This is a genomic window from Streptomyces sp. NPDC045956 (assembly GCF_056430705.1).
The window spans coordinates 447,025-472,916 of the sequence record NZ_JBWKKZ010000001.1 but is presented as its reverse complement, the minus strand read 5'-3'; the positions used below and the strand labels follow the sequence as shown (position 1 = coordinate 472,916).

General features: G+C 73.0%; 16 protein-coding genes. 4 read left to right on the top strand and 12 right to left on the bottom strand.

Annotated elements, in window-relative coordinates; genetic code table 11:
- The first annotated feature begins 78 nt into the window (after nucleotides 1-78).
- The gene (locus AC07FV_RS02025; RefSeq protein ID WP_479083962.1) at nucleotides 79-1,236 is read left to right on the top strand and encodes a M48 family metallopeptidase; all 1,158 of its coding nucleotides are present in this window, start codon (nucleotides 79-81) and stop codon (nucleotides 1,234-1,236) included.
- Between the two features lie 29 nt (nucleotides 1,237-1,265).
- On the opposite strand, the gene AC07FV_RS02020 is transcribed toward AC07FV_RS02025, so the two are convergent.
- The 5 genes from AC07FV_RS02020 to proB all read right to left on the bottom strand — a co-directional run bounded on the left by AC07FV_RS02020 (nucleotide 1,266) and on the right by proB (nucleotide 6,348).
- Nucleotides 1,266-2,336 (bottom strand): SCO2583 family membrane protein, encoded by a 1,071-nt coding sequence (locus AC07FV_RS02020; RefSeq protein ID WP_479083961.1) that lies wholly within the window; start codon nucleotides 2,334-2,336, stop codon nucleotides 1,266-1,268.
- Between the two features lie 85 nt (nucleotides 2,337-2,421).
- Entirely contained in the window at nucleotides 2,422-2,991 is a 570-nt protein-coding gene (locus AC07FV_RS02015; RefSeq protein ID WP_479083960.1) for an SCO2584 family spore wall biosynthesis protein, read from the bottom strand.
- Between the two features lie 209 nt (nucleotides 2,992-3,200).
- A complete protein-coding gene (locus AC07FV_RS02010; protein WP_479083959.1) occupies nucleotides 3,201-4,487 on the bottom strand; it encodes a glutamate-5-semialdehyde dehydrogenase in 1,287 nt (428 codons plus the stop codon).
- A gap of 73 nt (nucleotides 4,488-4,560) precedes the next feature.
- A complete protein-coding gene (locus tag AC07FV_RS02005) occupies nucleotides 4,561-5,106 on the bottom strand; it encodes a hypothetical protein (RefSeq protein WP_479083958.1) in 546 nt (181 codons plus the stop codon).
- Between the two features lie 135 nt (nucleotides 5,107-5,241).
- Nucleotides 5,242-6,348 (bottom strand): glutamate 5-kinase, encoded by a 1,107-nt coding sequence (proB, locus tag AC07FV_RS02000; RefSeq protein ID WP_479084870.1) that lies wholly within the window; start codon nucleotides 6,346-6,348, stop codon nucleotides 5,242-5,244.
- 207 nt (nucleotides 6,349-6,555) lie between these two features.
- On the opposite strand from proB, the gene AC07FV_RS01995 reads away from it, so the two are divergent.
- The gene (locus AC07FV_RS01995) at nucleotides 6,556-8,712 is read left to right on the top strand and encodes a hypothetical protein (protein WP_479083957.1); all 2,157 of its coding nucleotides are present in this window, start codon (nucleotides 6,556-6,558) and stop codon (nucleotides 8,710-8,712) included.
- 289 nt (nucleotides 8,713-9,001) lie between these two features.
- Here AC07FV_RS01995 and galE read toward each other — a convergent pair whose 3' ends face one another.
- Nucleotides 9,002-9,973 (bottom strand): UDP-glucose 4-epimerase GalE, encoded by a 972-nt coding sequence (gene galE, locus AC07FV_RS01990; protein ID WP_479083955.1) that lies wholly within the window; start codon nucleotides 9,971-9,973, stop codon nucleotides 9,002-9,004.
- A gap of 350 nt (nucleotides 9,974-10,323) precedes the next feature.
- On the opposite strand from galE, the gene AC07FV_RS01985 reads away from it, so the two are divergent.
- Entirely contained in the window at nucleotides 10,324-12,555 is a 2,232-nt protein-coding gene (locus AC07FV_RS01985; RefSeq protein WP_479083953.1) for a bifunctional glycosyltransferase/CDP-glycerol:glycerophosphate glycerophosphotransferase, read from the top strand.
- Between the two features lie 23 nt (nucleotides 12,556-12,578).
- Nucleotides 12,579-16,142 carry a bifunctional glycosyltransferase/CDP-glycerol:glycerophosphate glycerophosphotransferase gene (locus AC07FV_RS01980; protein WP_479083951.1) on the top strand — a complete coding sequence of 1,188 codons (3,564 nt, stop codon included), beginning with the start codon at nucleotides 12,579-12,581 and terminating at the stop codon, nucleotides 16,140-16,142.
- Between the two features lie 216 nt (nucleotides 16,143-16,358).
- On the opposite strand, the gene AC07FV_RS01975 is transcribed toward AC07FV_RS01980, so the two are convergent.
- From AC07FV_RS01975 to AC07FV_RS01950, 6 genes are all read right to left on the bottom strand, one after another.
- Nucleotides 16,359-18,398, bottom strand: a complete 2,040-nt coding sequence (locus tag AC07FV_RS01975; RefSeq protein ID WP_479083950.1) for a glycosyltransferase family 4 protein — start codon at nucleotides 18,396-18,398, stop codon at nucleotides 16,359-16,361.
- Nucleotides 18,399-18,612: 214 nt separating this feature from the next.
- Nucleotides 18,613-20,049: a GTPase ObgE gene (gene obgE, locus AC07FV_RS01970; RefSeq protein WP_479083948.1), complete on the bottom strand. Its 1,437-nt coding sequence runs from the start codon at nucleotides 20,047-20,049 to the stop codon at nucleotides 18,613-18,615.
- A gap of 117 nt (nucleotides 20,050-20,166) precedes the next feature.
- On the bottom strand, nucleotides 20,167-20,421 hold the full coding sequence (rpmA, locus tag AC07FV_RS01965) for a 50S ribosomal protein L27 (protein ID WP_003976205.1): 255 nt from the start codon (nucleotides 20,419-20,421) through the stop codon (nucleotides 20,167-20,169).
- 14 nt (nucleotides 20,422-20,435) lie between these two features.
- Entirely contained in the window at nucleotides 20,436-20,756 is a 321-nt protein-coding gene (gene rplU / locus AC07FV_RS01960) for a 50S ribosomal protein L21 (RefSeq protein ID WP_004931419.1), read from the bottom strand.
- 201 nt (nucleotides 20,757-20,957) lie between these two features.
- Nucleotides 20,958-22,019, bottom strand: coding sequence for an iron-containing alcohol dehydrogenase family protein (locus AC07FV_RS01955; protein ID WP_479083947.1), 1,062 nt, complete (start codon nucleotides 22,017-22,019; stop codon nucleotides 20,958-20,960).
- A gap of 166 nt (nucleotides 22,020-22,185) precedes the next feature.
- On the bottom strand, nucleotides 22,186-25,892 hold a 3,707-nt coding region (locus AC07FV_RS01950), incomplete at its 5' end, for an Rne/Rng family ribonuclease (protein WP_479083945.1).

The following is a 25,892-nucleotide window of genomic DNA, read 5'->3' as shown; positions in this document are numbered from 1 at the left end:
GGGGCGCAAAGGACCGCACAAGGGTTCGTAAAGGGCCGGCCAGCAGCACAGGCCGCACACACGCACATGGGGGATGACATGTCCGACGGCCACCAGCACAACGGGCACGAGCACGTGCCGAGCAGGCAGCGCAGGCGCTTCCCCGGGATCTCCTCGCGCGCGTACGAGCACCCCGCCGACCGCAGCGCCCTGGTGGCGCTGCGCAAGCTGAGCGGCTTCGACACGGTCTTCAAGGCGCTCAGCGGGCTGCTGCCCGAGCGGAGCCTGAGGCTGCTGTTCCTGTCCGACTCGGTCCGGGTCTCGGACCGGCAGTTCGCCCATCTGAACGTCATGCTGCGCGACGCCTGCTACATCCTGGACCTGGAGAAGGTCCCGGCGATGTACGTGCAGCAGGATCCGAAGCCCAACGCGATGTGCATCGGTCTGGACGAACCGATCATCGTCGTCACCACGGGCCTCGTCGAGCTGCTGGACGAGGAGGAGATGCGGGCGGTCGTCGGGCACGAGGTCGGGCACGCGCTGTCCGGGCACTCGGTCTACCGGACCGTCCTGCTCTTCCTGACGTCCCTCGCGGTCCGGGTCGCCTGGATCCCGCTGGGGAACCTGGCGATCATGGCGATCGTGACCGGGCTGCGCGAGTGGTTCCGCAAGTCGGAGCTGTCCGCCGACCGTGCGGGCCTGCTGGTCGGTCAGGACCTCCAGGCCTCCATGCGGGGCCTGATGAAGATCGCGGGCGGCAACCACCTGCACGAGATGAACGTGGACGCGTTCCTGGAGCAGGCCGACGAGTACGAGGCCGGGGGCGACCTGCGCGACTCCGTGCTGAAGATCCTGAACGTGCTGCCCCGCTCCCACCCCTTCACCACGGTGCGGGCCGCCGAGCTGAAGAAGTGGGCCGAGTCCCGCGACTACCAGCGGATCATGGACGGCCACTACGCGCGGCGCGAGGAGGACAAGGACACCTCGGTCCGGGACTCCTTCCGCCAGTCGGCGTCCAGCTACGCCTCGGACGTGCGCGACTCCAAGGACCCCCTGATGAAGCTGGTGGGCGACATCGCCGGCGGTGCCGGTGACCTCGGGGACCGGGTGCGGCGGGGCTTCGGCGGCTTCACCGGCTCCCGGCCGAGGCCGCCCCAGGACGCCGACCGCCCGTCCGACCGCCCGTCCGAAGGTCCGACAGGGGCCGGCGGCACGGACGGCGGCCCGGACGACCGCCCGCCCCGCGACGGCGCCTGAGAGCGCGGTTCACGGCCCCGTCCGGCCCCTCACACCCGCGGCTGCGCGCCGGTCGCGAGGGTGCCGCACAGGGCCGTGGCGTTGTCGGTGGTGTAGGGATCGGTGCCCGCCGGGGCGCTGGTCCTGACGCTCTGGCCGGCGAGCAGCGGCCGGAGGTGGTTCGCCGCGTCCTCGGCGCAGGACAGCGGGCCGGCCTGGACGTAGGAGGCGACGAGCTGCGTCTGGTGCAGGCGCAGGTCCTCCCGGTCGAAGCGGAAGTGCAGCTCGCGCCGGACGGTGAACAGCGAGGCCTCGGCCCGGTCGTCGCCGGCGGGCCGCAGGGGGTAGACCATCGTGTGGTCGGCGGTGACCTCCAGCGTGGACGCCTCCGTCTCCGCGATCCGCATGCTGCCCTTCACCCGGATCTCGGCGTCGGTGAGTCGGGCGCGCCCCGGGTCGAAGCGCACCAGCCAGCCGGTGGGCGCGTGCCGGCCGTCCGCGGCGGGCCGCTCGAAGCTCTCGTCGAACTGGTCGAGCTGGTCTGGGTCCAGCAGCACCCGCACGGAACGGACCTCGCCCCGGCCGAGCACGTCCGGGTCGAGCGCCGAGCGGACGATGTAGTTCTTGGCGGTGGTCAGCGCGTTGAGCACCTGGTCTTCGGAGAAGTGCGCGGTGCGCCGGGCGCCGGGCAGCGGGACGCCCTCGGCGGCGGACCGGAAGTGCGCGGCCGGGCTGTGCTCGTACAGGTGGACGGCGTCCCGCGCGCCCGGCACCGGTTCGCGGGGGGCGAGCGGGACGACGGTCATCCGCACCGGCTCGCCGGACCGCTGGTCGCCGGGGTTCTGGTAGGGGTGCCGGACGCCCATGTAGAGGGCGGTGCCGAAGGCCACGGCGATCAGCACGACGAGGATCAGCGCCTGCCGGGAGAGGCCGGCCCGGCGCAGCGGCGTACGGCGGCGCACGGCGGGAGTGTGGTCGGCGATGCGCTCCTGCGCGGAGAACTCCTGGAGGCGGGCAGCGCGGACGAACGACTCGTCGAAGACGACGGATCGGTACTCGTCCTCTCCGCCTCCGGGGGAGCCCTCGGGCGTCCCTCCGGGCGGGTCGCCAAGCCCTGCCATACCTTCAGGGTGGGTCGCCGGGACGCCCGGTAAACGCGTCGGCAGGGGTCAGGGCGGGAGGGGCCCCCGGTCCCCGGGCGGTCGGTCAGGGGCTGTGCGGAATGACCGGGACGGCCGGCTGCGAGTAGTCGGCGGAGGCCGAGGGCGTCGCGGTGCCGCCCTGCTCGGGGCCGGTGGAGGCGGGTGGGGGCACCTGCTGCGTGCCGCCGCCCGAGGACGCGCCCCGGTACACGGCCACGAAGGCCAGCGCGACCATGCCGATCCCCATCACCAGGGCGAGCAGCCAGGCCACCGGGCGGTGCCAGCGGACCTGTTTCCCGGAGGCGGGAGGAGCGCCGTAGGGGCGGTCGAGGAGGTCCCGGTCGTCGTCCGGGTCGTCGAGGTCGGGGTCGTGGCCGAAGTCGCCGTACCCGTCGTCGTAGCGCTCGGCTCTGCTGCGGCCGCGGCGGGCCGCCTCCGCCTCGGTGGCCTCGGCCCTGGCCTCCGCGGCGGCCAGGAGGCGTTCGACGGCGGTCGGCTCGTGCACAACGGCCGCCCGTACGAAGTCCTCGTCGAAGACCACGGAGGCGAACTCTTCGTCCGACACCCCGCGGTCGTGATCGTCGTCGGGCTCCCAGCCGTCAGGGAACGGCCTACCCCCCACGTCCTCCGGCACGGGACCAGAGTAGACCGGGGGGGTCGTTTTGGGCAGACCGCGGGGAAATTCATCCGGTGGGTGAGATGCCCCGATCGGGGCAGGGACGTCACCGAGAGCGTGCGCCGGTCGTCCGTGCCCCGGCGTGCGCCTCGGCGCGGCTCGCGCCGACGCACGCCGGGCCGGTGCGGCGGCTCCCGTCGGTGCCCGTAGGTGGGGCGGGGGCCCGATCAGCGCCGTACGTGCCCGTCACCGGTGACGATGTACTTGGTGCTGGTCAGTTCCGGCAGCCCCATCGGTCCCCGGGCGTGCAGCTTCTGCGTGGAGATGCCGATCTCGGCGCCGAAGCCGAACTGGCCGCCGTCGGTGAAGCGGGTGGAGGTGTTCACCGCGACGGTGGTGGAATCGACCAGCTGGGTGAAGCGGCGGGCGGCCTGCTGGGAGGTCGTCACGATGGCCTCGGTGTGACCGGAGGTCCACAGCCGGATGTGCTCGACGGCCCGGTCGAGGGAGTCGACGACCGCCGCGGCGATGTCGTAGGAGAGGTACTCCGTCTCCCAGTCCTCCGGCGTGGCCTCCACGACGGTCGCCTTGGAGTCCTCGGCATGGGCCAGCACGCGTTCGTCGGCGTGCACGGTGACGCCGGCCTCGGCGAGGGCGTCCAGCGCGCGGGGGAGGAACTCGGCGGCGATGTCCTGGTGGACCAGGAGGGTCTCGGCCGCGTTGCAGACGCCGACGCGCTGCGCCTTGGAGTTGATCAGGATGTCGACGGCCATGTCGAGGTCGGCCTGGGCGTCGACGTAGACGTGGCAGTTGCCGGTGCCGGTCTCGATGACCGGGACCGTGGACTCCTGGACGACCGTGTTGATCAGCGAGGCCCCGCCGCGCGGGATGAGCACGTCGACCAGGCCGCGGGCCCGCATCAGCTCGCGCACGCTCTCGCGGCTCTCGCCGGGCACGAGCTGCACGGCGTCGGCGGGCAGTCCGGCCCCGCCCACGGCGTCGCGGACGACGCGGACCAGGGCGGTGTTGGACCCGTAGGCGGAGGAGGAGCCGCGGAGCAGGACCGCGTTGCCGGACTTCAGGCACAGGGCGGCGGCGTCGACCGTCACGTTGGGCCGGCCCTCGTAGATGATGCCGACCACGCCGAGCGGCACCCGGACCTGGCGCAGGTCGATGCCGTTGGGGAGCGTGGAGCCGCGCACGACCTCGCCGACCGGGTCGGGCAGCGCGGCGACGTCGCGCACGTCGGAGGCGATGGCGCGGACCCGCTCCGGGGTCAGGGTCAGCCGGTCGATGATGGCCTCGCTGGTCCCGGCGGCGCGGGCCTTGGCCACGTCCTGGGCGTTGGCCTCGACGATCTCGCTCGTCCGGACCTCCAGCGCGTCCGCGACGGCGAGCAGCGCGTCGTCCTTGGCGGCCCGCGGCAGCGGCGCGAGGTCGGCCGCGGCGGCCTTGGCCCGGTAGGCGGCCCGGGTGACCGGGGACATCGAGTCGTACGGCGAGAGCGTGGTCATGGGGGGAAGCGTAGTGCGCCGGGCAGGGGCGTTCACCGGCTGTCCCAAACCCCGAGACATGCCCCGGACGGCGTCAAAAGGGGTGCACCCCGACCGGGGTGGCCGGGGCGGGCCCGTACCCGGCGGCGATGCGCTGGTGGTAGGTGGCCCGGTCGATGACCTCCAGGCCGACGATCTCCCAGGGAGGCAGTCCGGCGGTCTGCCGGTGCTCGCCCCACAGGCGCAGGGCGACCGCGGCGGCGTCGTGCAGGTCGCGGGCCTCCTCCCAGTACCGGATCTCCGCGTGGTCGTCGGCGTACCGGCTGGTCAGCAGGAAGGGGTGGTCGTGGGCGAGCTGCTCCAGGGCGCGGCGCACCTCGGTGAGCGGGGCGCGGGCGCCGGAGACGCTGAGGGTGACGTGCCACAGGCGCGGGGTGTGCTCGGGCTCCTCGCCCCGGTGGCGGTCACCGGCCGCGACGCTGGTCAGCGGGCGCTCCTCGCCGGCCGCGCGGGGTCCGCCGCGGCTCCCCCGGGCGCCGGTGCCGCCGCGGGAGGCCGTGCTCCCACCGCGGGAGCCGGTGCCACCGCGGTACCCCGTACCACCGCGGGACGCCGCCGTCCCAGGGCGCACTCCGCTCACGACGGCCTCCTTCACGCACACCGCTCGGCCCGGTGGTCGGCCGGGCTCGTCCCTGAGGAAAGTTGAGCAGGCCGCACAGGCTCGCGGGGCGGTTTTGCGGAACGTCCACCGCCGATTCGGGGACGTTTCGACCCATTACGGATGCAGGATCACCAGGTCGTCCCTGTGTACGACCTCACGTTCGTACGCCGGGCCGAGTTCGCGCGCCAGTTCGCGGGTGGAGCGGCCGATCAGGCGGGGCATCTCCCTGGCGTCGAAGTTGACGAGCCCGCGGGCCACCGCGTGTCCCGCGCCGTCGCGCAGCTCGACGGGGTCCCCGGCGGTGAACTCGCCCTCGACGGCGGCGATCCCGGCCGGCAGCAGCGACTTGCGGCCGTCGACGACCGCGCGCACCGCACCGTCGTCCAGGAGGAGCGCCCCCCGCGGGGTGGAGGCGTGCTGGAGCCAGAGCAGCCGGTCGGCGGAGCGCTTGCCGGTGGCGTGGAACCAGGTGCCGGTGTCGCCGCCGGCCAGGGCGTCGGCCGCGTGCACCGCGCTGGTCAGCACCACGGGGATGCCGGCGGCGGCGGCGATGCGGGCCGCCTCGACCTTGGTGACCATGCCGCCGGTGCCGACGCCGGCCTTGCCCGTGCTGCCGATCTCGACGTCCGCGAGGTCGGCCGGCGCGCGCACCTCGGCGATCCTCGAGGTGCCCGGCCTGCTCGGGTCGCCGTCGTAGACGCCGTCCACGTCGGACAGGAGCACCAGCAGGTCGGCGCGGACCAGGTGGGCGACGAGGGCGGCGAGCCGGTCGTTGTCGCCGAAGCGGATCTCGTCGGTGGCGACGGTGTCGTTCTCGTTGACGATCGGGAAGGCGCCCATCGCCAGCAGTTTGTCGAGGGTGCGGGAGGCGTTGCGGTGGTGGGCGCGGCGGCTCATGTCGTCGCTGGTCAGCAGCACCTGTCCGACGCGTACGCCGTAGCGGGCGAAGGAGGCGGTGTAGCGGGCGACCAGCAGTCCCTGGCCGACGCTGGCGGCGGCCTGCTGGCGGGCCAGGTCCCTCGGGCGGCGGCGCAGGCCCAGGGGGGCGAGTCCGGCGGCGATGGCACCGGAGGAGACGAGGACGATCTCCCGGTCCCCTCCCCCGCGCACCTTGGCGAGGACGTCGACGAGCGCGTCGACCCGGTCGGCGTCCAGGCCGCCCGCCGCGGTGGTCAGCGAGGAGGAGCCGACCTTGACGACGATCCTGCGGGCCTCGCCCACGGCCTGCCTTGCCCCTGCCACGGCCCCGTCCGCCTCTCCCGTCGACGCGCGCCGATCCCTGCGCTCGCCAGGCAATCTACGCGAAGGGCGACGCGCGCCGCACCACGGTTCAGGCTGTGGACGCCCGGTGCGGGATCCGCCGCGTCGAGGGGGCGGTCAACACGCGCGTGTCGTCGGACGGCCACCGGGCGTTAACCCGGTCGTCCGATGTGCGACGAGCCTGGAGCGACCGCAGTGCCCCTATCCCCGCCCCGCCGCCGACTCCCCCGCCCGCCCCGCGTGCCCCGCGGTCTCCGCTTCGGCCTGCCGGGGCGGCGGGCCGTGGTGAAGGTGCTCGTCCTGTGCGTGGCGGCGGCCGCCTTCGTCGCGCAGGCCGTCGGCGCGCTGCTGCCGCACGTACCCCTGCTGCTCGCCGCGACCGCCGGTTCCCTGGCCGCGGAGGGCGTGCTGTACCGGTGGCAGCGGGGCATGGTGTCGCTGTTCGCCAAGTCGCACGCGGACGTCACGGTGCGGCACGTGCTGCGGGACCTGCTGCTCGTGGTGGGGCTGCTGCGGCTCGGCGAGCAGCACCGGGAGACGGTGTACGCCCCGCTGGTCGCCGGTCTGCTCGCCTTCTACGGGCTGCACTGGGCGATCCAGGCGGTGTCGGTCCTGGTCCGCCGCACCCGCACGCTGCCCGTGGTCACCCGGAACGTCGACACCTCCGCGCTGCGCCTGACCCCGGCTCCCCCGCTGCTGCTGCGCCGGCCCGGGCACCGCCTGGCGGCCTTCGGGCTGCCGGCGACGGCCGGGCTGCTCGCCACCACGGCCACCGACGCCCCGGTCTACGGCGCGGCCGGTCTCGCGCTGTCCCTGACGGCGGCGCTGGCGGGCCTGGTCGCGCTGCTGCTGCGGTTGCTGCCGGGGCGCCGGCCGGCGGGCGAGCAGGAGGTGCTCGACTGGTTCGAGGCGTGGCTCGCGGCGTACCGGCCCACCGTCGGCCTGTACTTCTCGGGCGGGGCCTCCTCCGCGTACCAGGCGAACATGTGGCTGGAGCCGCTGGCCCGGCTGGACGAGCGGCCGCTGATCGTGCTGCGGGAACGGCACATGGTGCAGCGGATCGCGGCGACCGACATCCCGGTCGTGTGCCTGCCCCGGGTGTCCACGCTGATGCGCCTGGAGCACTCCACGCTGCGGGTACTGCTGCACCCGTCCAACTCCGGGAAGACCTCGCAGGTCCTGCGCATCCCCACGATCAAGCACGCCTTCGTCAACCACGGGGAGAGCGACAAGCTGTCCTCGTGCAACCCGTACGCGAAGGCGTACGACGAGGTGTGGGTGGCCGGCCCGGCGGCGCGCGAGCGGTACGCGCTGGCGGAGGTCGGGGTGGAGGACAAGGACGTCGTGGAGATCGGCCGCCCGCAGCTGGACGCCGTGGCGCCGTACGCGGGGCCGCCCGCGCCCGGCGCGTACACGACGGTCCTGTACGCGCCGACCTGGGAGGGCTGGGACGGCAACCCCGGCAACACGTCGGTCGTCGTGGCCGGCGAGAACCTCGTGCGGGCGCTGCTCGCGGACCCGGGGGTGCGGCTGCTGTACAAGCCGCACCCGCTGACGGGGTCGGTCGATCCGCGGGCACGCGCCGCCGACCTGCGCATCCGGGAGCTGGTGCGGGCGGCGGGCCGGGAGCGGGGCGGGCCCCGCCCTGACGCGTCGGCGGCGGCCGAGCTGACCCGGCGGACGGCGGAGCTGGACGGGCTCGTCGCAGCGGGCTTCCGGTCGGCCGCCGACCAGGCGGAGCGGATGCTGTACCGGCCGGCGCCGGAGCCCGGGCGGGCGTCTGCGGTGGCGCGGGCGACGGCCGCCTGGGAGGAGGCGTACCGGGCCTCGCTGCCGGCCTGGGAGCACCAGGTCGTCACGGACGCCCGGCCGCCGCTGTACGTCTGCTTCAACCAGGCCGATCTGCTCATCAGCGACGTGTCCAGCGTGATCAGCGACTTCCTCGCGAGCGGCAAGCCGTACGCCGTGGCCAACACCAGCGGGCTGGCCGAGGACGTGTTCCGCAAGTCGTTCCCGACGGTGGCGGCGGCGACCGTGCTGGCGCCGGACGCGTCCGGGGTGCCGGCGCTGCTGGAGGCGGTCCGGCGTCCCGAGCTGGACGAACTGGCGGGGGCGCGCGCCGAGTTGGCCCTGAGGCTGCTGGGGCCGGCCGAGCCGCCGTCCCAGGAGCGCTTCGCCGGGGCCGTACGGGCGCTGTGCGCGACGGCCGGGGAGCACCGGGCGCGGAAGGCGGAGCGGACGTCGGCGGAGCTGCCGCTCCCCGCCCCGCGGCGGCACGCCGGAGCCCTCGCCGCCGCCGCGCCGGAGCGGCGGAACCGCCCCTGACGCCTGCCGCCGGGCCGGGGCGCCGAGGGACGCGCCCCGGTGCGTCGCGGCCCCGGGCCGCACACCCGCGCGGGAAGCGGCCGGGAGGCCGTTGACGCCTGCCGCCGGGCCGGGGCGCCGAGGGACGCGCCCCGGTGCGTCGCGGCCCCGGGCCGCACACCCGCGCGGGAAGCGGCCGGGAGGCCGTCAACCGGTCGGCCGACGCCGCTTCGGAGCGGGCGGGCAGCCCTCGACGGCGGCCCGGCAGTCCTCGGCGGCGGACGGAGCCCGGGGGCAGAGCCGACGGACGTCACCCGTGCCGGTGGCACCAGCCCTGCCAGGCCGAGTCGATCATGTCGTCCAGGCCGTGCCGCGCCGACCAGCCGAGTTCCGCGTGGGCGCGGTCGGCGGAGGCGACGACGCGGGCCGGGTCGCCGGGGCGGCGTTCGGTCACCCGCGGGGCGAGGTCCTCCCGGCCGGCGACCTTGAGGATGCGGTCCACCATCTCCCGGACCGAACTGCCCTCGCCGCGGCCGATGTTCAGGACGAGCGAGGTGCCCTCCGGGGCGTCCCCGAGGCGCCGGGCCGCCGCCAGGTGGGCGGCGGCGATGTCCCGTACGTGGATGTAGTCCCGTACGCAGGTGCCGTCGGGCGTGGCGTAGTCGTCGCCGAAGACGCGCGGGGCCTCGCCCGCCTCCAGGCGCTCGAAGACCATGGGGATGAGGTTGAAGACGCCGGAGTCGGACAGCTCGGGGGCTGCGGCGCCCGCGACGTTGAAGTAGCGCAGCGACGCCGCGCGGATGCCGTGCGCCCGGGCGGCGGCGCCGATCAGCCACTCACCGATCAGCTTGGTCTCGCCGTAGGGGCTCATCGGCAGGCAGGGGGTGTCCTCCGTGACGAGGTCCACGTCGGGCATGCCGTAGACGGCGGCGGAGGAGGAGAAGACGAGGCGGTCGACGCCGGTCGACGTCATGGCCTCCAGGAGGGTCTGCAGACCCGTCACGTTCTCCCGGTAGTAGTGGAGCGGCCGCTCCACCGACTCGGCCACCTGCTTCTTGGCCGCGATGTGCACCACACCTGTCACAGCATGGTCACGAAACGCGCCTTCCAGGGCGGCCCGGTCGAGCACGCTGCCGACCACCAGCGGCACCCCTTCGGGCACCCGGTCCGCGCTGCCGGTGGACAGGTCGTCGTAGACGGCCACGCGTTCACCGCCGTCGGCCAGAGCGCGCACCACATGCGCGCCGATGTACCCGGCGCCACCCGTGACCAGCCAGCTCATCCTCATGCCTCCCAGGTCTTCGTACCTGGATGCAGACTCGTCCGTGCGCCGGGGAAAATCGAGTCGGGCACAAGGGACGGAAGCCGACGGAAGTCCTTAAAGAGGACAGGGGGGCCGAATGTGAGGAAGTTCTCCAGCCGCGGTGAAGCGTTCGTTTCGGGCCTCCGTCGCCGGGCAATTCCCGTGGTGGCCGGGCACGGACTGTCCGACTACCGTGCCAGCGGAAACTTCGCGTGAATCCTTTACGCTGATGCGGCGGCGCGCTCCAGGCCCCCACGGCGCCGGGAACGTGTTCCGGCCCCGGTCCCGGCTCGCGGTCCCCTGGTCAGTTCTCGGAACAGGTTGTAAGGATGCCCAAACTCTCTCTCGTCGTCCCCGTGTACAAGGTGCAGGGCTATCTGCCCGAGTGCCTCGACTCCGTACTCGGACAGGACTGCACGGACTTCGAGATCATCGCGGTCGACGACTGTTCGCCGGACGAGTCTGGGGCCATTCTCGACGAGTACGCGAAACGCGACTCCCGGATTCATGTGATTCACCTCACGGAAAACGTGGGTCTGGGTCGCGCGCGCAACGCCGGGCTGGAAAAGGCCACGGGCGATTACGTGTTGTTCCTGGACAGTGACGACACGTTGTCCGACGGCGCGTTGTCGGCCATTCGCGACCGGCTCGAGGCCACGGACCATCCCGAGATCCTCGTCTTCGACTACACCCGCACCTACTGGGACGGCAGGGTCCGCCCGAACCTCCGGGCCGAGCTGCTCAAGGAGGAGGGACCGGACGTCTTCTCCCTCGCCGAGCGGCCCGAACTGCTCGACCTGCTGCAGATCGTCTGGAACAAGGCCTACCGGCGGGACTTCATCACCCGCACCGGGCTCACCTTCCCGCCCGGGTACTACGAGGACGCCCCCTGGACGTTCTGCTCGCTGATCAGCGCCGAGCGGATCGCCGTGCTGGACCGCGTCTGCGTGCGCTACCGGCAGCGCCGCGAGGGCGGCAACATCCTCAAGACGGTGAGCCGCAAGCACTTCGACGTCTTCGACCAGTACCGCCGCGTCTTCGACTTCCTCGACGCGCACGAGGAACTCGCCCGGTGGCGCGGCCCGTTGTTCCGCAAGATGGTCGACCACTACCTGACCGTCCTGGAGCGCCCGGGCCGCCTGCCGCAGAACGCGCGGGCCGAGTTCTTCCACCGTGCCGCCGCCGACTACCGGGCCCGGGTGCCCAAGGGCTTCACCCGGCCGGGCGGCGGCCGCGGCCACAAGTACGGGATGCTGGAGCGGGACGCGTACACCACCATGGTGAGCGCGCTCGCGGCGGTGAAGCTCCGCCAGCGGGTCAGGACTCGCACCCGCACCGCGCTCAACCGCTCCAAGCGCAGCGCGATGGGCGCCTTCTACCAGTCGCAGCTCAGGCTGCCGCTGGACGAGAACCTGGTGCTGTTCTCCGCCTACTGGAGCCGCAGCGTCTCCTGCAACCCCGCCGCCATCGACGCCGAACTCGCCCGGCAGGCCCCGCACATGCGCCGCGTGTGGGCGGTCCGCGCGGAGAACGCGGCCCAGGTGCCCAAGGGCGTGCGGGTCGTGCGCGTGGGTTCGCGCGAGTACTGGGCGGCCCTCGCCCGCGCCAAGTACCTCGTGAACAACGTGAACTTCGCCGACTCCGTGGTCAAGCGCGAGGGCCAGATCCACGTGCAGACCCATCACGGCACCCCGCTGAAGACCATGGGCCTGGACCAGCAGAAGTACCCGGCCTCCACCGACATGGACTTCGAGAAGCTCCTGGAGCGGTGCGACCGCTGGGACTACAGCGTCAGCTCCAACCGGTTCTCCTCCGTGATCTGGGAGCGGGTCTACCCCTGCTCGTACACCACGCTGGAGACCGGCTACCCGCGCAACGACGTCCTGGTGAACGCCACGTCCGAGGACGTGCGCGCGGCACGTGCGGCGCTCGGGCTGGCCGACGGCTCCAAGGCCTTCCTGTACATGCCGACGCACCGCGAGTACCAGCCCGGCTTCACCCCGCCGCTGGACCTGGGCCGGTTCGCCGACGAGCTGGGCCCGGACGTGACCCTGCTGGTGCGCGGCCACTACTTCTACGGCAACTCCCCGCACACCGCCGAGCTGCGCCGCACCGGCCGGATCGTCGACGTGTCCGGGCACGCGAAGGTGGAGGAGCTGTACCTCGCCGCGGACGCCCTGATCACGGACTACTCCTCGGCGATGTTCGACTACGCCGTGCTGGACCGCCCGATCATCAGCTACGTCCCCGACTGGGACGTCTACTCGGCCGTGCGCGGCACCTACTTCGACCTCCTCCAGGAACCGCCCGGCGCGGTGGCCACCTCGCAGACGGAGCTGCTGCGGCTGCTCGCCTCGGGTGACCACGACAGCCCGGAGACGACCGAGCGCCGGGACGCCTTCCGCCGGCGTTTCTGCGAATTCGACGACGGACACGCAGCCGAACGCGTCGTGCGACGCGTCTTCCTCGGTGACGAGACCCCGCTGCCCTTCGTCCCGTTCGACGAACGCCCCCACGCCCCGACCCCCGCCCAGGCTCTCGAACTGGTCGAGCGGGCCTGACCCCGAAAGGAGACCACCAAGCCATGGCCCCTCGGCTCAGTGTCATCGTCCCCATCTACGACGTGGAGCGTTACCTCCCCGCCTGCCTGGACTCGCTCGCGGCGCAGACCTTCCGTGACTTCGAGGTCCTGATGGTGGACGACGGTTCACCCGACGGCTCCGCCGCCATCGCCGAGGAGTACGCCTCCCGCGACCCCCGCTTCAAGCTCATACGCAAGGAGAACGGCGGCCTCGGCGCCGCCCGCAACACGGGCATGGCCCACCTTGCGCCCGAGTCCGAGTTCCTGACCTTCGTGGACAGCGACGACCTGATACCGCCGGACGCCTACCGCCTCATGGTCGGCAGCCTCGACGAGAGCGGCTCCGATTTCGCCACCGGCAACGTCTTCCACCTCAAGGGCGAGAAGTCCTGGCAGGTGCCGCTGATGCGGATGCTGGCCGGCGAGGCCCGGGTGCGCACCCACATATCCCGGTACGCCAAGCTGGTCGCCGACCGCATCGCCTGCAACAAGGTCTTCCGCCGCACCTTCTGGGAGAAGAACGGCTTCGCCTTCCCCGAGGGCCGGCTGTACGAGGACACCCCCGTCACCATGCGGGCCCACTACCTGGCCGAGAGCGTCGACGTCATCTCGGAGCCCTGCTACTACTGGCGCCTGCGCGAGGGCGAGTCCGCCCCGTCGATCACCCAGCGGCGCACCGACCCTGCGGGTGTGCGGGACCGGGTGACCTCCGTGATGGAGATCAGTGCCTTCCTCGCCGAGCAGCCCGGCGAGACCTACGCCCGCCTCAAGCGCGAGTACGACACCCGTGTCCTCCGCGACGACCTGCGGCTCTTCCTCAACGTGGTGCCGGACGGCGACGAGGAGTACCGGGCCGAGTTCCTGCGCTCGGCGAACCGCTTCCTCGACAGCATCGACCCCAAGCTCGTCATGGACCTCCCGGCCGAACTGCGCGTGCAGTGGCTGCTGGTGCGCAAGCACCAGACGGAGGAGCTGATCGCCCTGCTGGCCGGCCAGCGCCGCAAGGAGACCCCCGAGGTCAGCGGCCTGGTCCGCAAGTACGCCTCCTGGCCCTCCCTGGAAGGTGCCGACCTGCACCTGCCCAAGGAAGCGCTCCGCATCGACCAGCACCTGAACATGCGGGCGCCGCTCCAGGAGGTGAGCTGGGTCGGCGGCAAGCTCGTGCTGTCCGGCAACGCGTGGATCGACAAGATAGACCTGCCGACCCGCAAGGCCTCGGTCAAGGTCCTCCAGCTGCGCAAGGACCGCTCCCGCCGCCGCGTCCTGCTGCCGGCCCGCAACCTGCCGCGCCCCGAGGTCACCACCGACTCCGGCCAGGACCGCTACAACTACGACTGGGCCGGCTGGGAGGTCACCATCGACCCCGCCCGGTTCCGCAAGGGCGGCGAGTGGCAGGAGGCCGTGTGGCACGTGGGCCTGGGCATCTTCGCCTCCGGCCTGGTGCGACGCCACGCGGTCCACTCCAGCGGCGGCGCGGCCTGCAACTTCCCGCCGTACCACTGGCTGAGCCCGGACTTCCGGATGCTGCCCGCGGTGGAGCGCGGCGCGCTGAAGCTGCGGATCGAGAAGGTCCGCGCCCTGATCACCGGCCGCTCCCTGGAGGGTGAGCGGATCAAGGTCACCGGTGAGATCCGCGAGCCCCTCGCGGCGGACGAGCAGGTGGTCCTGCGGGTCAAGAACCAGAAGGGCGCCGAGACCCTCGAGTACCCGGTCACCGTGGACCGCGCGGGCTCCGGGCAGACCTTCTCGGTCGAGGTGCCGGTCGCGGACGTGGCGCTGGTCTTCCACGAGGGCGTCGACGAGAAGGCGCAGCCGGAGAAGCGGACCTGGTCCACGGTGCTGGTCGCGACCGGCCCGACGGGCACGGAGCGCCGCTTCGGCACCGTGATGCGGGAGGGCCTGGCCGACGCGGAGTTCGCCCTGCCGTCCTCCCTCGGCACCCAGTCGCACCTGGTGGAGCTGGCCGTGGTGGCGGGCCACACCGGGTTCCTGAAGTTCTCCGGCCGCACCCGCCGCGCGGTGATCGACACCGCCACGGTGCGCGACGGCAGGATCGCCCTCACCGGCCACGCCGACCCGCGGCTGTCCGGTTCCCGCTTCCTGCTCAAGCCCCGCAACCGCTACGAGGAGCGCTTCGTCGAGACCCGGTGGCTCGACGGCGGGCGCTTCGAGGTGTCCTTCGACCCCTCCCGCCTCGGCGGCGCGGGCGACGTCCCGCTGCGGGCCGGCCGCTGGAACCTCTTCCTGCGTCCCGACGAGGAGGGCGTGCCCGACGTGCCCTTCGTCACCGACCGGCTGGCCGCCGACTCGTTCCCGGTCCAGGCCGAACTGGGCGGCCGCCGCTACTGGCTGGAGAATCGCTGGGGCGACTTCCCGCAGCTCAACGCCCGCTCCGAGCTGAGCGACCTGGAGCGCGGCCCGTACCGCCAGAAGGAGCTGCGCCGGACGGTGTACGAGCCGCTGTTCCAGCAGCCGCTCAAGGACCAGGTCTTCTACCTGAGCTACAACGGCAAGCAGTTCTCGGACAGCCCGCGTGCGATGTACGAGGAGCTGGTGCGGCGCGGCGCGGACCTGAAGCACCTGTGGGCGGTGCGTGACGGCCAGGTCAACCTGCCGGACGGCATCGAGACGGTCCGGATGTGGGGCAAGGAGTGGTACGAGGCGCTGGCCTCCAGCCGCTACATCGTCACCAACGGCCACCTTCCCGACTGGATCGTGCGGCGCCCCGGCCAGTCGATCGTGCAGACCTGGCACGGCACGATGCTGAAGAAGATCGGGCACGACATCGACACGCTCCACTTCGACCGGCGCTACCAGGAGAAGCTGGCGCTGGAGGCCAAGCAGTGGAGCCTGCTGGTGTCCTCCAACCGCTTCAGCACGCCCATCCTGAAGCGGGCGTTCTCCTACGACGGTGAGATCCAGGAGGCGGGCTACCCCCGCAACGACTACCTGTACACCGCCGACCGGGACGCGATCACGGCGCGGGTGCGGAAGGCGCTCGGCCTGCCCGAGGGCAAGAAGGTCGTGCTGTACGCGCCGACCTGGCGCGACGACCAGTCGCACAGCGCCGGGCAGTACCTGTTCGACCTGCGCATCGACCTCGAGGACGCCCAGCGGCGCCTGGGCGACGACCACGTGCTGCTGATCCGCCGCCACTCCAACGTGGTGGATGCGGTGCCGGGCGCGGGCAACGGGTTCGTGTGGGACGCCTCGGAGTACCCGGACATCGTCGACCTCTACATCGCGGCGGACATCATGATCACGGACTACTCGTCGGTGATGTTCGACTACGCGCACCTCAAGCGGCCGATGCTGTTCTTCACGTACGACCTGGAGCACTACCGGGACACGCTGCGCGGGTTCTACTTCGACTTCGAGCAGGACTCCCCCGGCCCGCTGATCGACAACTCCAAGGAGCTGGTCGACGCGATCCGGGACATCGATCAGGTGCGGGTGGAGTACCAGGAGCGGTTCGACCGCTTCCACCACCTGTTCTGCGACCTGGACGACGGCAACGCGTCCGCGCGGGTCGTGGACCGGATGCTGGAGCAGGCCCGGGAGGGCTGACCCACGGCGCCGGGGTGATGGGGGGGGGGGGGGGGGGGGGGGGGGGGGGGGGGGAGGGGGGGGTGGGGGGGGGGGGGGGGGGGGGGGGGGGGGGGGGGGGGGGGGGGGGGTAGGAGGAGGGGGGGTAGGTACACCCCCCCCCCCCCCCCCCCTGCCTCCCCCCCCCCCCCCCCCCCCCCCCCCCCCCCCCCCCGCCCCCATTACGCCTTCGGCCGCTCAGAGGCGCACGGTCTTCACCGCGAGCTGGCAGGCGGCCGTGAAGTAGGGCCGCAGCTCGGTGCGCCGGCGGGTGGGCGGCAGCGGGACGGGCGTCTGGCCCAGCGCACGGCGGGACTTGCGCACCGCGCGGGTGAGCACGGTCGGCGGGGCGGCCACCAGCTCGCTGATCACCGGACGGGGGAAGGTGAACACGTCGATCGGCGCGAGCACGTCGGTGCCCAGCTTGGCCAGCTGCACCCGGGGCGCGTCGGGCGCCGTGCGCAGCGACAGGTCCCAGATGACCTCCTGCTCGTCGCCCTCGCCGTGCTCGCGCACCAGCGTGGCGCAGTCCAGGTCCACGGCCACCCAGCCGTCGCCCTCGTCGCGCAGCGGGAAGGTCAGCACCCGCTCCTTGTCCCGGCGGTGCACGGCCTCCACCACGGCGCCCGCGGCGGGCCGCGCGCCCCACAGTTCGGCGCGTACGGCGATGGTCCGCTCGTCGACCCTGACCGGGCCGACCTCGGCGTGGACGTCACGCAGCGCGGAGCGCAGCCGCAGCCCCCCGTCCTCGTGCAGGTGCGGCAGCAGCAGCGCGAGGGACGGCCCCTGCGTGCGCGGCAGTTCCACGGCGAGCAGGTCCCGGGTGTCGCACCCGTAGCCGTCGGTGGTCAGCGCCACCTCGCGCTCTCCCTCGCGGGCGGCCAGGGCCAGCTCCCAGGTGCCGTGGGGCACCCCGGCGTCCCAGGGCACGACGGCGTCGCCCTCGGCGGAGAACGGGAAGCGGTGCTCCCCGCCGCCGGCGCCGCCCTTGCGCAGGACCAGCTCGGCCTGCCCGGCGCTCGGCGGCAGCGTGCCCACGGCGACGTGGACCGAGCCCTGCCGGTCCACCCGGGCGGTGGCGTGGCGGGGCAGCTCCTTGCGGGCGAAGGCCTCCTCGATGATGGCCTCGAAACGTTCCCGGCTGGCCCGCTCGTGGAAGCGCTCGGCGTTGCGGATGCCGGCGGCGGCCATCTTCAGGCGCAGTTCGTCGTCCTGGACCAGGCGTCGGATCGCGTCGGCCATCGCCTCCACGTCGCCGCGCGGGACGATCAGCCCGTCCTCGCCGTGGGTGAGGATGTTGCGCGGTCCGTGGTCGGCGTCCGTGGCGACGACGGGCAGTCCGGCGGCCATCGCCTCGACGACGACGTTGCCGAACGCCTCCCGCTTGGAGGGCAGGACGAAGATCGAGGCCTTGCCGAACTCCGGCGTGACGGGCGAGGTCTGGCCCATCAGCAGGATGCTGTTGGACAGCCCCAGTTCCTCGATGCGGGCCCGCAGCTTCTTCTTCTCGGCGCCGTGGCCGTAGATGCGCAGGGTCCACTCCGGGGCGACGGCGTGGACCTTGGCGAAGGCCTCGATCAGCAGGGCGTGGTTCTTGTTGTCGGTCAGGTGGCCGGCGGAGACCACCACCTTGTTGGTGCCGCTGGAGCGGATCGTGGAGGCGGGCACGCAGTTGGGCATCACCGCCAGGCGGTTGCGCACCGCGGGCACCTGCCGGGCGAGCGAGGCGACCTCTTCCGGGGTGAGCGCCGTGAGGGCGTGCAGGTGCCGGTAGGCCGGGAAGAGGCGCTGCTTGATGTCCGTGGCGTAGATGGCGGGCATCGAGTGCTCCTGGGTGACCTTCAGGAAGTCACCGGGCGCCTGCGCCAGCATGATCGTGTTGCGCGGACTGGAGCTGACGACGACGTCGGCGTCGGTGGTGGCGAAGTACTCCAGCAGCCGCAGCTCCGCGAGCCGGCTCACCACCGGCGTCTTCGCACCGTCGTTGAGCGGGTAGATCAGCGGGAACTTGTCGGACAGCGGGTCGTCCACGTCGGACACCGGGGAGTGCGGCCGCATGTCGGTGAGCGCCCGCACCTTCACCCGCGGGTCCAGCGGGAAGTACGACTCGTCGCGCACCTTGCGCAGCGCCACGATCTCGACGTCGTGCCGCTCGGCCAGCGCCCCCGCGAGGTTCTGCGTGGCGCTGACCACGCCCCCCATGTGGCACAGGTCCCGAACGAGAAATGCGATCTTCACTTTGCGGCTTCTCTCTGCTCCCGGGAGCGGCTGGTCGGGCCGTCCCCCCGCCCCTGGCCACGCACCGGCGGCCACATCCTTCTCACAACGTACACATGGATGCCGTAGAGCGGATCACGGCCCCGACACACCCCGATAACCCTGTGAACAGAAAGATGCCGCCCGCGGAACCGTGGTTCCACGGGCGGCGGTGCGCGGTGCTGCCGCGGAGGCGTCAGAACGGCTCGAATCCGTCGAACTCCTGCTGCGCCTCGTCCCGTTCGGCGTCCCGGTCCCGGCGGCGCTGGGCGGCCGGGCGGGGTGCCTCGAAGCGGTGGTCCTCGCCGCGGCGGCCGAGCATCTCGGCGCCGGCCGTCACCGACGGCTCCCAGTCGAAGACGACCGCGTTGTCCTCGGGGCCGATGGCCACGCCGTCGCCGCTGCGGGCGCCCGCCTTCATCAACCGGTCCTCGACACCGAGGCGGTTGAGCCGGTCGGCGAGGTAGCCGACGGCCTCGTCGTTGCTGAAGTCGGTCTGGCGCACCCAGCGTTCGGGCTTCTCGCCGCGCACCCGGAACAGGCCGTCCTCCTCGCGGGTGACGGTGAAACCGGCGTCGTCCACGGCCTTGGGCCGGATGACGATCCGGGTCGCCTCCTCCTTGGGCCGGGCGGCGCGCGCCCCGGACACCAGCTCGGCCAGCGCGAAGGACAGCTCCTTCAGGCCCATGTGGGCCACCGCCGACACCTCGAAGACGCGGTAGCCGCGCGCCTCCAGGTCCGGCCGGACCATCTCGGCGAGGTCCTTGCCGTCGGGCACGTCGATCTTGTTGAGGACGACGATCCGGGGCCGGTTCTCCAGCCCGCCGTACTCGCGCAGCTCCGCCTCGATGATGTCGAGGTCGGAGACCGGGTCGCGGTCGGACTCCAGCGTCGCCGTGTCCAGGACGTGCACCAGCACGCTGCACCGCTCCACGTGCCGCAGGAACTCCAGGCCGAGGCCCTTGCCCTGGCTGGCGCCGGGGATCAGGCCGGGGACGTCGGCGACGGTGTACACGGTCGCGCCGGCCGTCACCACGCCCAGGTTCGGCACGAGCGTCGTGAAGGGGTAGTCGGCGATCTTCGGCTTCGCCGCGCTCAGCACGGAGATCAGCGAGGACTTGCCGGCGCTCGGGTAGCCGACCAGCGCCACGTCGGCGACGGTCTTCAGCTCCAGCTGGATGTCCAGGACGTCACCGGGGACGCCGAGGAGCGCGAAGCCGGGCGCCTTGCGCCGCGCGGAGGCCAGCGCCGCGTTGCCGAGGCCGCCCCGGCCGCCCTGCGCGGCGACGTAGGAGGTGCCCTGCCCGACCAGGTCGGCCAGCACGTTGCCCGCCCCGTCGAGGACCACGGTGCCGTCCGGGACGGGGAGGACGAGGTCCTGGCCGTCCTTGCCGGAGCGGCTGCCGCCCTCGCCGGGCTTGCCGTTGGTGGCCTTGCGGTGCGGGGAGTGGTGGTACTCGAGGAGCGTGGTCACCGACTGGTCGACGGTGAGGATCACGTCGCCGCCACGGCCGCCGTTGCCGCCGTCCGGGCCGCCGAGCGGCTTGAACTTCTCACGGTGGACGGAGGCACAGCCGTGGCCTCCGTTACCCGCGGCGACATGCAGCTCGACGCGGTCCACGAAGGTGGTCATGGGATGTGCCTCCAGTTACCAGTTACTGCTTACTACGGGATTGTCTCTTGCGTAACACGCGAAAGGCGGACCCGCTTCCCCTGGGGGAAGTGAGGCCCGCCTCGCGAAAGTCTCCGATCAGGCGACCGGAACGATGTTCACGACCTTGCGGCCACGGTGGGTGCCGAACTGCACCGCACCGGCCTGCAGGGCGAACAGCGTGTCGTCGCCGCCGCGGCCGACGCCCGCGCCCGGGTGGAAGTGGGTGCCGCGCTGGCGGACCAGGATCTCACCCGCGTTGACGGCCTGACCGCCGAAGCGCTTCACGCCGAGCCGCTGGGCATTCGAGTCGCGACCGTTCCGGGTGGACGATGCGCCCTTCTTGTGTGCCATGTCTCCTCAGTCCCTTACTTCGCAGCCGCGGGGATCTCAGTGACCTTGATCGCCGTGTACTGCTGGCGGTGGCCCTGACGACGGCGGTAGCCGGTCTTGTTCTTGTAGCGCAGAATGTCGATCTTCTGGCCCTTGTGGTGGTCCACGACCTCGGCCTGGACCTTGATGCCGGCCAGCACCCACGGGTCGCTGGTCACAGCGTCGCCGTCGACGACGAGCAGGGTCGAGAGCTCGACCGTGTCGCCGACCTTGGCGGTGGAAATCTTGTCAACCTCAACGATGTCACCGACAGCAACCTTGTGCTGGCGGCCACCGCTGCGCACGATGGCGTACACGCGGATCTCACTCTCTCGCTCAGAACGGCACCCCCGCAGTCCAGCCACCCGGTGACACACGCGGACAGCCTCTCCCGGTCGGGGCCCGAGGGGGCCCGCATCCGGAAGGAATGAGGTTTACGGGGATGTGACGCGTCAGTCGACACGCCGACGGTCAAGATTACGGGGCCGCACCACAGGGGTCAAACCGGGCTCCGCGCCTCACCCGGCGACCGCCGCGACGTACTCCGCGTACGCCTCCCCGGCCCGCGCCGCCGACAGGTCCAGGTGCTCCAGGACGGTGTACCGGCCGGGCCGGGTCTGCGGGGCGAACTCCACGGCCCGCACGAACTCGTCGTCGCCGAAGCCGATCTCTTCGGCCACCACCGGCAGCCCGTGGCGGCGGAGCGTCCCGGCCATCAGCAGGGCCGCCTCGTGGTCGCCCCGCAGGTACGTCGCGAAGGCGGCGCCGATGCCGACCTGCTCACCGTGGCTCGCCGCACGCCTCGGGTACAGCAGGTCGAGCGCGTGGCTGATCTCGTGGCACGCACCGGAGGAGGGGCGGGTGTGCCCGGCGATCGTCATGGCGATGCCGGACAGGACCAGTCCCTCGGTCAGCACCGTCAGGAACCCGTCGTCCCCGCAGCCGCCGGGGTGGCGCAGCACGGCCTCGCCGGCCTGGCGGGCCAGGGCGGCGGCGAGGCCGTCGACCTTCTCACCGTTCACCCGGTGGGCCAGCTCCCAGTCGGCGACCGCGGAGATGTTGGAGACGGCGTCGCCGATCCCGGAGCGCACGAAGCGGATCGGCGCCTCGCGGATCACCGCGAGGTCGACGACGAGCGCGATCGGCGTCGGCACCCCGTAGGAACCGCGGCCCGCGTCGTTGTCGAGGATCGACACCGGCGAGCAGATGCCGTCGTGGGAGAGGTTGGTGGCCACGGCGACCATGGGCAGGCCGACGCGCGCGGCGGCGAACTTGGCGCAGTCGATGACCTTGCCGCCGCCCAGGCCGACGACGGCGTCGTAGCGGCCCGACTTCATCCCGTCGGCCAGCCGCACGGCGTCGTCGATCGTGCCGCCGCCGACCTCGAACCAGTCGGCGCCCGGCAGGGACGGCGCCAGCCTCCGGCGCAGACGGGCGCCCGAGCCGTCGCTGACCGCCACGGCGAGCTTCCCGGACTGGGAGATCCGCTGGTCCGCGAGGACACCCGCCAGGTCGTCCAGGGCGCCCGGCCGGATGTCCACGACGAGCGGCGAGGGGATGAGCCTCGTCAGTACCGGCACGTGATCGCGCTCCTCGCGGGGACGGGACGGGTCGGGCCGCGCCGTGGCACGGCTGTCCGGTGATGATGCGCCCGGACGGGCCCGGGGAAACGTGTGGTCCCGCCCGTACCGGGATCCTGGCGGATTCCGGACGGACGGGACCACATGCTCGGTGACAGGGGCCGGATCAGCCCTCGTCGGTGGCGGCCGTGACCGAGGACGGCGCCGGCTGGGCGGCGGCCGCGGTCTTCTTCGACGTCGCCTTCTTGGCCGTGGCCTTCTTGGCGGTCGTCGTCTTGGCCGCCTTCTTCGCCGTGGCCTTCTTCGCCGTCGTCGTCTTCTTGGCCGCGGTCTTCTTGGTGGCGGCCTTCTTCGCCGTCGCCTTCTTGGCCGTCTTGCGGGCCGCCGCCTTCTTGGCGGGGGCGGCCTCGTCGGCGGGGGCGGCCTCGTCGGCGGCCTCCGCCTCGGGGGCCTGCTCCGCCGGTGCCTGCTCGGCCGGGGTCTGCTCGGCCGGGGTCTGCTCCGCCGACTCCTCCGCCGGGCCCGACGGGACGACCATGACGGCCGTCTCCTCGGACGCGGTGGACGTGGTGGGCTTGCGCACGGCCCGGCGCCGCGGACGGGCCGGGGCGGCGCTCTCGGCGCCCTTACCGGACGGCTCCGCGTCCGCCTCGGCGGCCACCGGGGCCGGAGCCGCCGGCTCCGGCTGCGGGACCTGCTCGACGGGGGCGGCCTCGGACACCGTCACCACGGCGGCCTCGGCACCCGCGGGCGAACCGGCCGGTGCGGACACCTTCCGGGTGGCCCGACGACGGGTACGGCCCTTGGGCGCGGCCTCCTCGGCAGCCGGGGCCTCGGTGGCGGCCGGCGCCGGAGCACCGGAGACCGCGTCCTCGACGGCCGCGGGCTCGGCCAGGATCTCGGCGGCCGGCTCCTGGACGACCGGACGCTCGGCCTCCTCCTCGGCCGTGACGTCCTGCGCCGTCGGTGCCTCGGCGCGCCGGGCCTCGCCCTTCGCCTTCGGGGCGCCCGCGGGTGCCGACGCCCGCCGGCTCGCGCGACGCCGGCCGCGACCGCGCGTGGCGGCGGCCTCGGCCTCGGCGGCGCTGCTGTACAGCTCCTCGTCCGGGACGAACTCGGGCGCGGGGAGCGCGACCGGCTCGGCCACCTCGGCGGCGACCTCGGCCTCCGACTCGGCGTCCGCCTCCTGCTCCGCCGTGGGACCGGTCTCGACGCCGGCCACGTGCTCGTGCTCGTGCGGCTGGTCGGCTCCGGCCCGCGCCCGCTTGCGGCGCTTGCTGCCGCCTCCGCCGCCGGCGGCCGAGGTCGGCTGGTCCAGGTGGACGATGACACCGCGGCCGTTGCAGTGGACGCAGGTCTCCGAGAACGACTCCAGCAGCCCCTGGCCGACCCGCTTGCGGGTCATCTGCACCAGGCCCAGCGAGGTCACCTCGGCCACCTGGTGCTTCGTACGGTCCCGGCCCAGGCACTCCAGCAGGCGCCGCAGCACCAGGTCCCGGTTGGACTCCAGCACCATGTCGATGAAGTCGATGACGATGATGCCGCCGAGGTCGCGCAGCCTGAGCTGGCGCACGATCTCCTCGGCCGCCTCCAGGTTGTTCCTGGTGACCGTCTCCTCGAGGTTGCCGCCCTGGCCGGTGAACTTGCCGGTGTTGACGTCGACGACGATCATCGCCTCGGTCCGGTCGATCACCAGCGAACCGCCGCTGGGCAGCCAGACCTTGCGGTCCAGCGCCTTGGCGAGCTGCTCGTCGATCCGGTACGTGGCGAAGACGTCGACCTCGCTGGTCCACTTGGACAGCCGGTCGGCGAGGTCCGGTGCCACGTGCGACACGTAGCCGTGGATGGTCTGCCAGGCGTCGTCACCACTGACGACGACCTTGGTGAAGTCCTCGTTGAAGATGTCGCGCACGACCCGGACGGTCATGTCCGGCTCGCCGTAGAGCAGCGTGGGCGCGTTGGAGCTGCCGCCGCCCTTGGCCTTCTTCTGGATGTCCTCCCACTGGCCCTGGAGCCGCTCGACGTCGCGGCGCAGCTCCTCCTCGCTCGCGCCCTCGGCGGCGGTGCGCACGATGACGCCCGCGTCCTCGGGGACGATCTTCTTGAGGATGGTCTTCAGCCGGGCCCGCTCGGTGTCGGGCAGCTTGCGGCTGATGCCGGTCATCGAGCCCTCGGGCACGTAGACCAGGTAGCGGCCGGGCAGCGAGACCTGACTGGTCAGGCGGGCGCCCTTGTGGCCGATCGGGTCCTTGGTGACCTGCACGAGGACCGACTGGCCGGACTTGAGGGCGGACTCGATACGGCGCGGGCCGTGGCCCATGCCGAGCGCCTCGAAGTTGACCTCGCCGGCGTACAGGACGGCGTTGCGGCCCTTGCCGATGTCGATGAAGGCGGCCTCCATCGACGGCAGCACGTTCTGCACCTTGCCGAGGTAGACGTTGCCGACGTACGAGGTGGCCTGCTCCTTGTTGACGTAGTGCTCGACGAGCACGCCGTCCTCCAGGACGCCGATCTGGGTGCGCTCGCCGTGCTGGCGGACGACCATGACGCGCTCGACGGCCTCGCGGCGGGCCAGGAACTCGGCCTCGGTGATGATCGGCACGCGTCGGCGGCCCTGCTCGCGGCCCTCCCGGCGGCGCTGCTTCTTGGCCTCCAGGCGGGTGGAGCCCTTGATGGACTGCACCTCGTCGGACGGCTCGCTCTTCTCCCGCGCGGGCCGGGGCTCGCGGACCTTGACGACGGTGCGCTCGGGGTCGTCGGTCGACGCGTCACCCTCGCCGGAGGCGTCCCCGGCACGGCGGCGGCGCCGGCGGCGACGACGGCTGCTGCTGGAGCCGCCGCTCTCCCCGGAGGCGTCCTCGTCCTCCTCGGCGTCCTCCTCGACCTGCTCCGCGGTGTCCTCGGCGGCCTGCTCGCCGCCGGTGTGCTCGGTGTCGTCGGACTCGCCCGCGTCACCGTCGGCGGAGTCGCCCCGGCGACGGCGACGGCCGCCCCGGCGCCTGCGACGGCGGGAGCCGGACTCCTCGGAGCCGTCGGCGTCGTCGTGGTCCTCGCCCGACTCGTCGGAGTCGGCGTCGGAGTCGGCGTCCGTCTCGGTCTCGGCCTCCGGCTCGTCCTGCGTGACGGCGGCGGTGGCCCGCTCCTCGGCGGCCTCCTCGGCGGCGGCGCCCCGGCGCTTGCGGCGGCGACGCGACCCGGCGGACTGCTCCTCCGGGAGTTCCTCGGTCTCCTCGGGCGCCTGGGCCGGCGCGGCTCCGGCCGCCTCGGCGGCGGCCTCGGCCGCGGCCCGCTCGGGCGTCTGGAACTTGGGCTCGGCGAAGACGGGCGCCTGGAACACGGCCACGGCGGGACGCGACGGACGCTTGGGAGCGTCGTCCTCGTCGGACGCCCCGGCGCTCTGCGCGGGCGCGGCGAAACCGGAGGCGGCCTTGCGGGTGGACCGGCGGCGCGCTCGGCGCGGAGCGGCGTCCTCGACGGGCTCCGCGGGCGCGGCGGCCTCGGCCGGCGTCTCGGGGGCCGGAGCGGACTCGACGGCCTCGGTACCGGTATCGGCGGTCGCGGCGGCCTCGCGGCGCGTGGCACGCCGACGACCGCGACGCGGCGCGGCGTCCTCGACGGGCTCGGCCTCGGCCTGCGCGGAAGCCTCGGCGGCCCCGGCCTCCGACACCTCCGCCACGGCCGCCTCACCGGACGACGTCACACTGCGCGTCGCCCGACGACGACCACGACGCGGAGCCGCGTCCTCGACCGGCTCGGCGGCGGCCTCGGCCTGCACGGGAGCCTCGGCGGCCCCGGCCTCCGACACCTCCGCCACGGCCGCCTCACCGGACGACGTCACACTGCGCGTCGCCCGACGACGACCACGACGCGGAG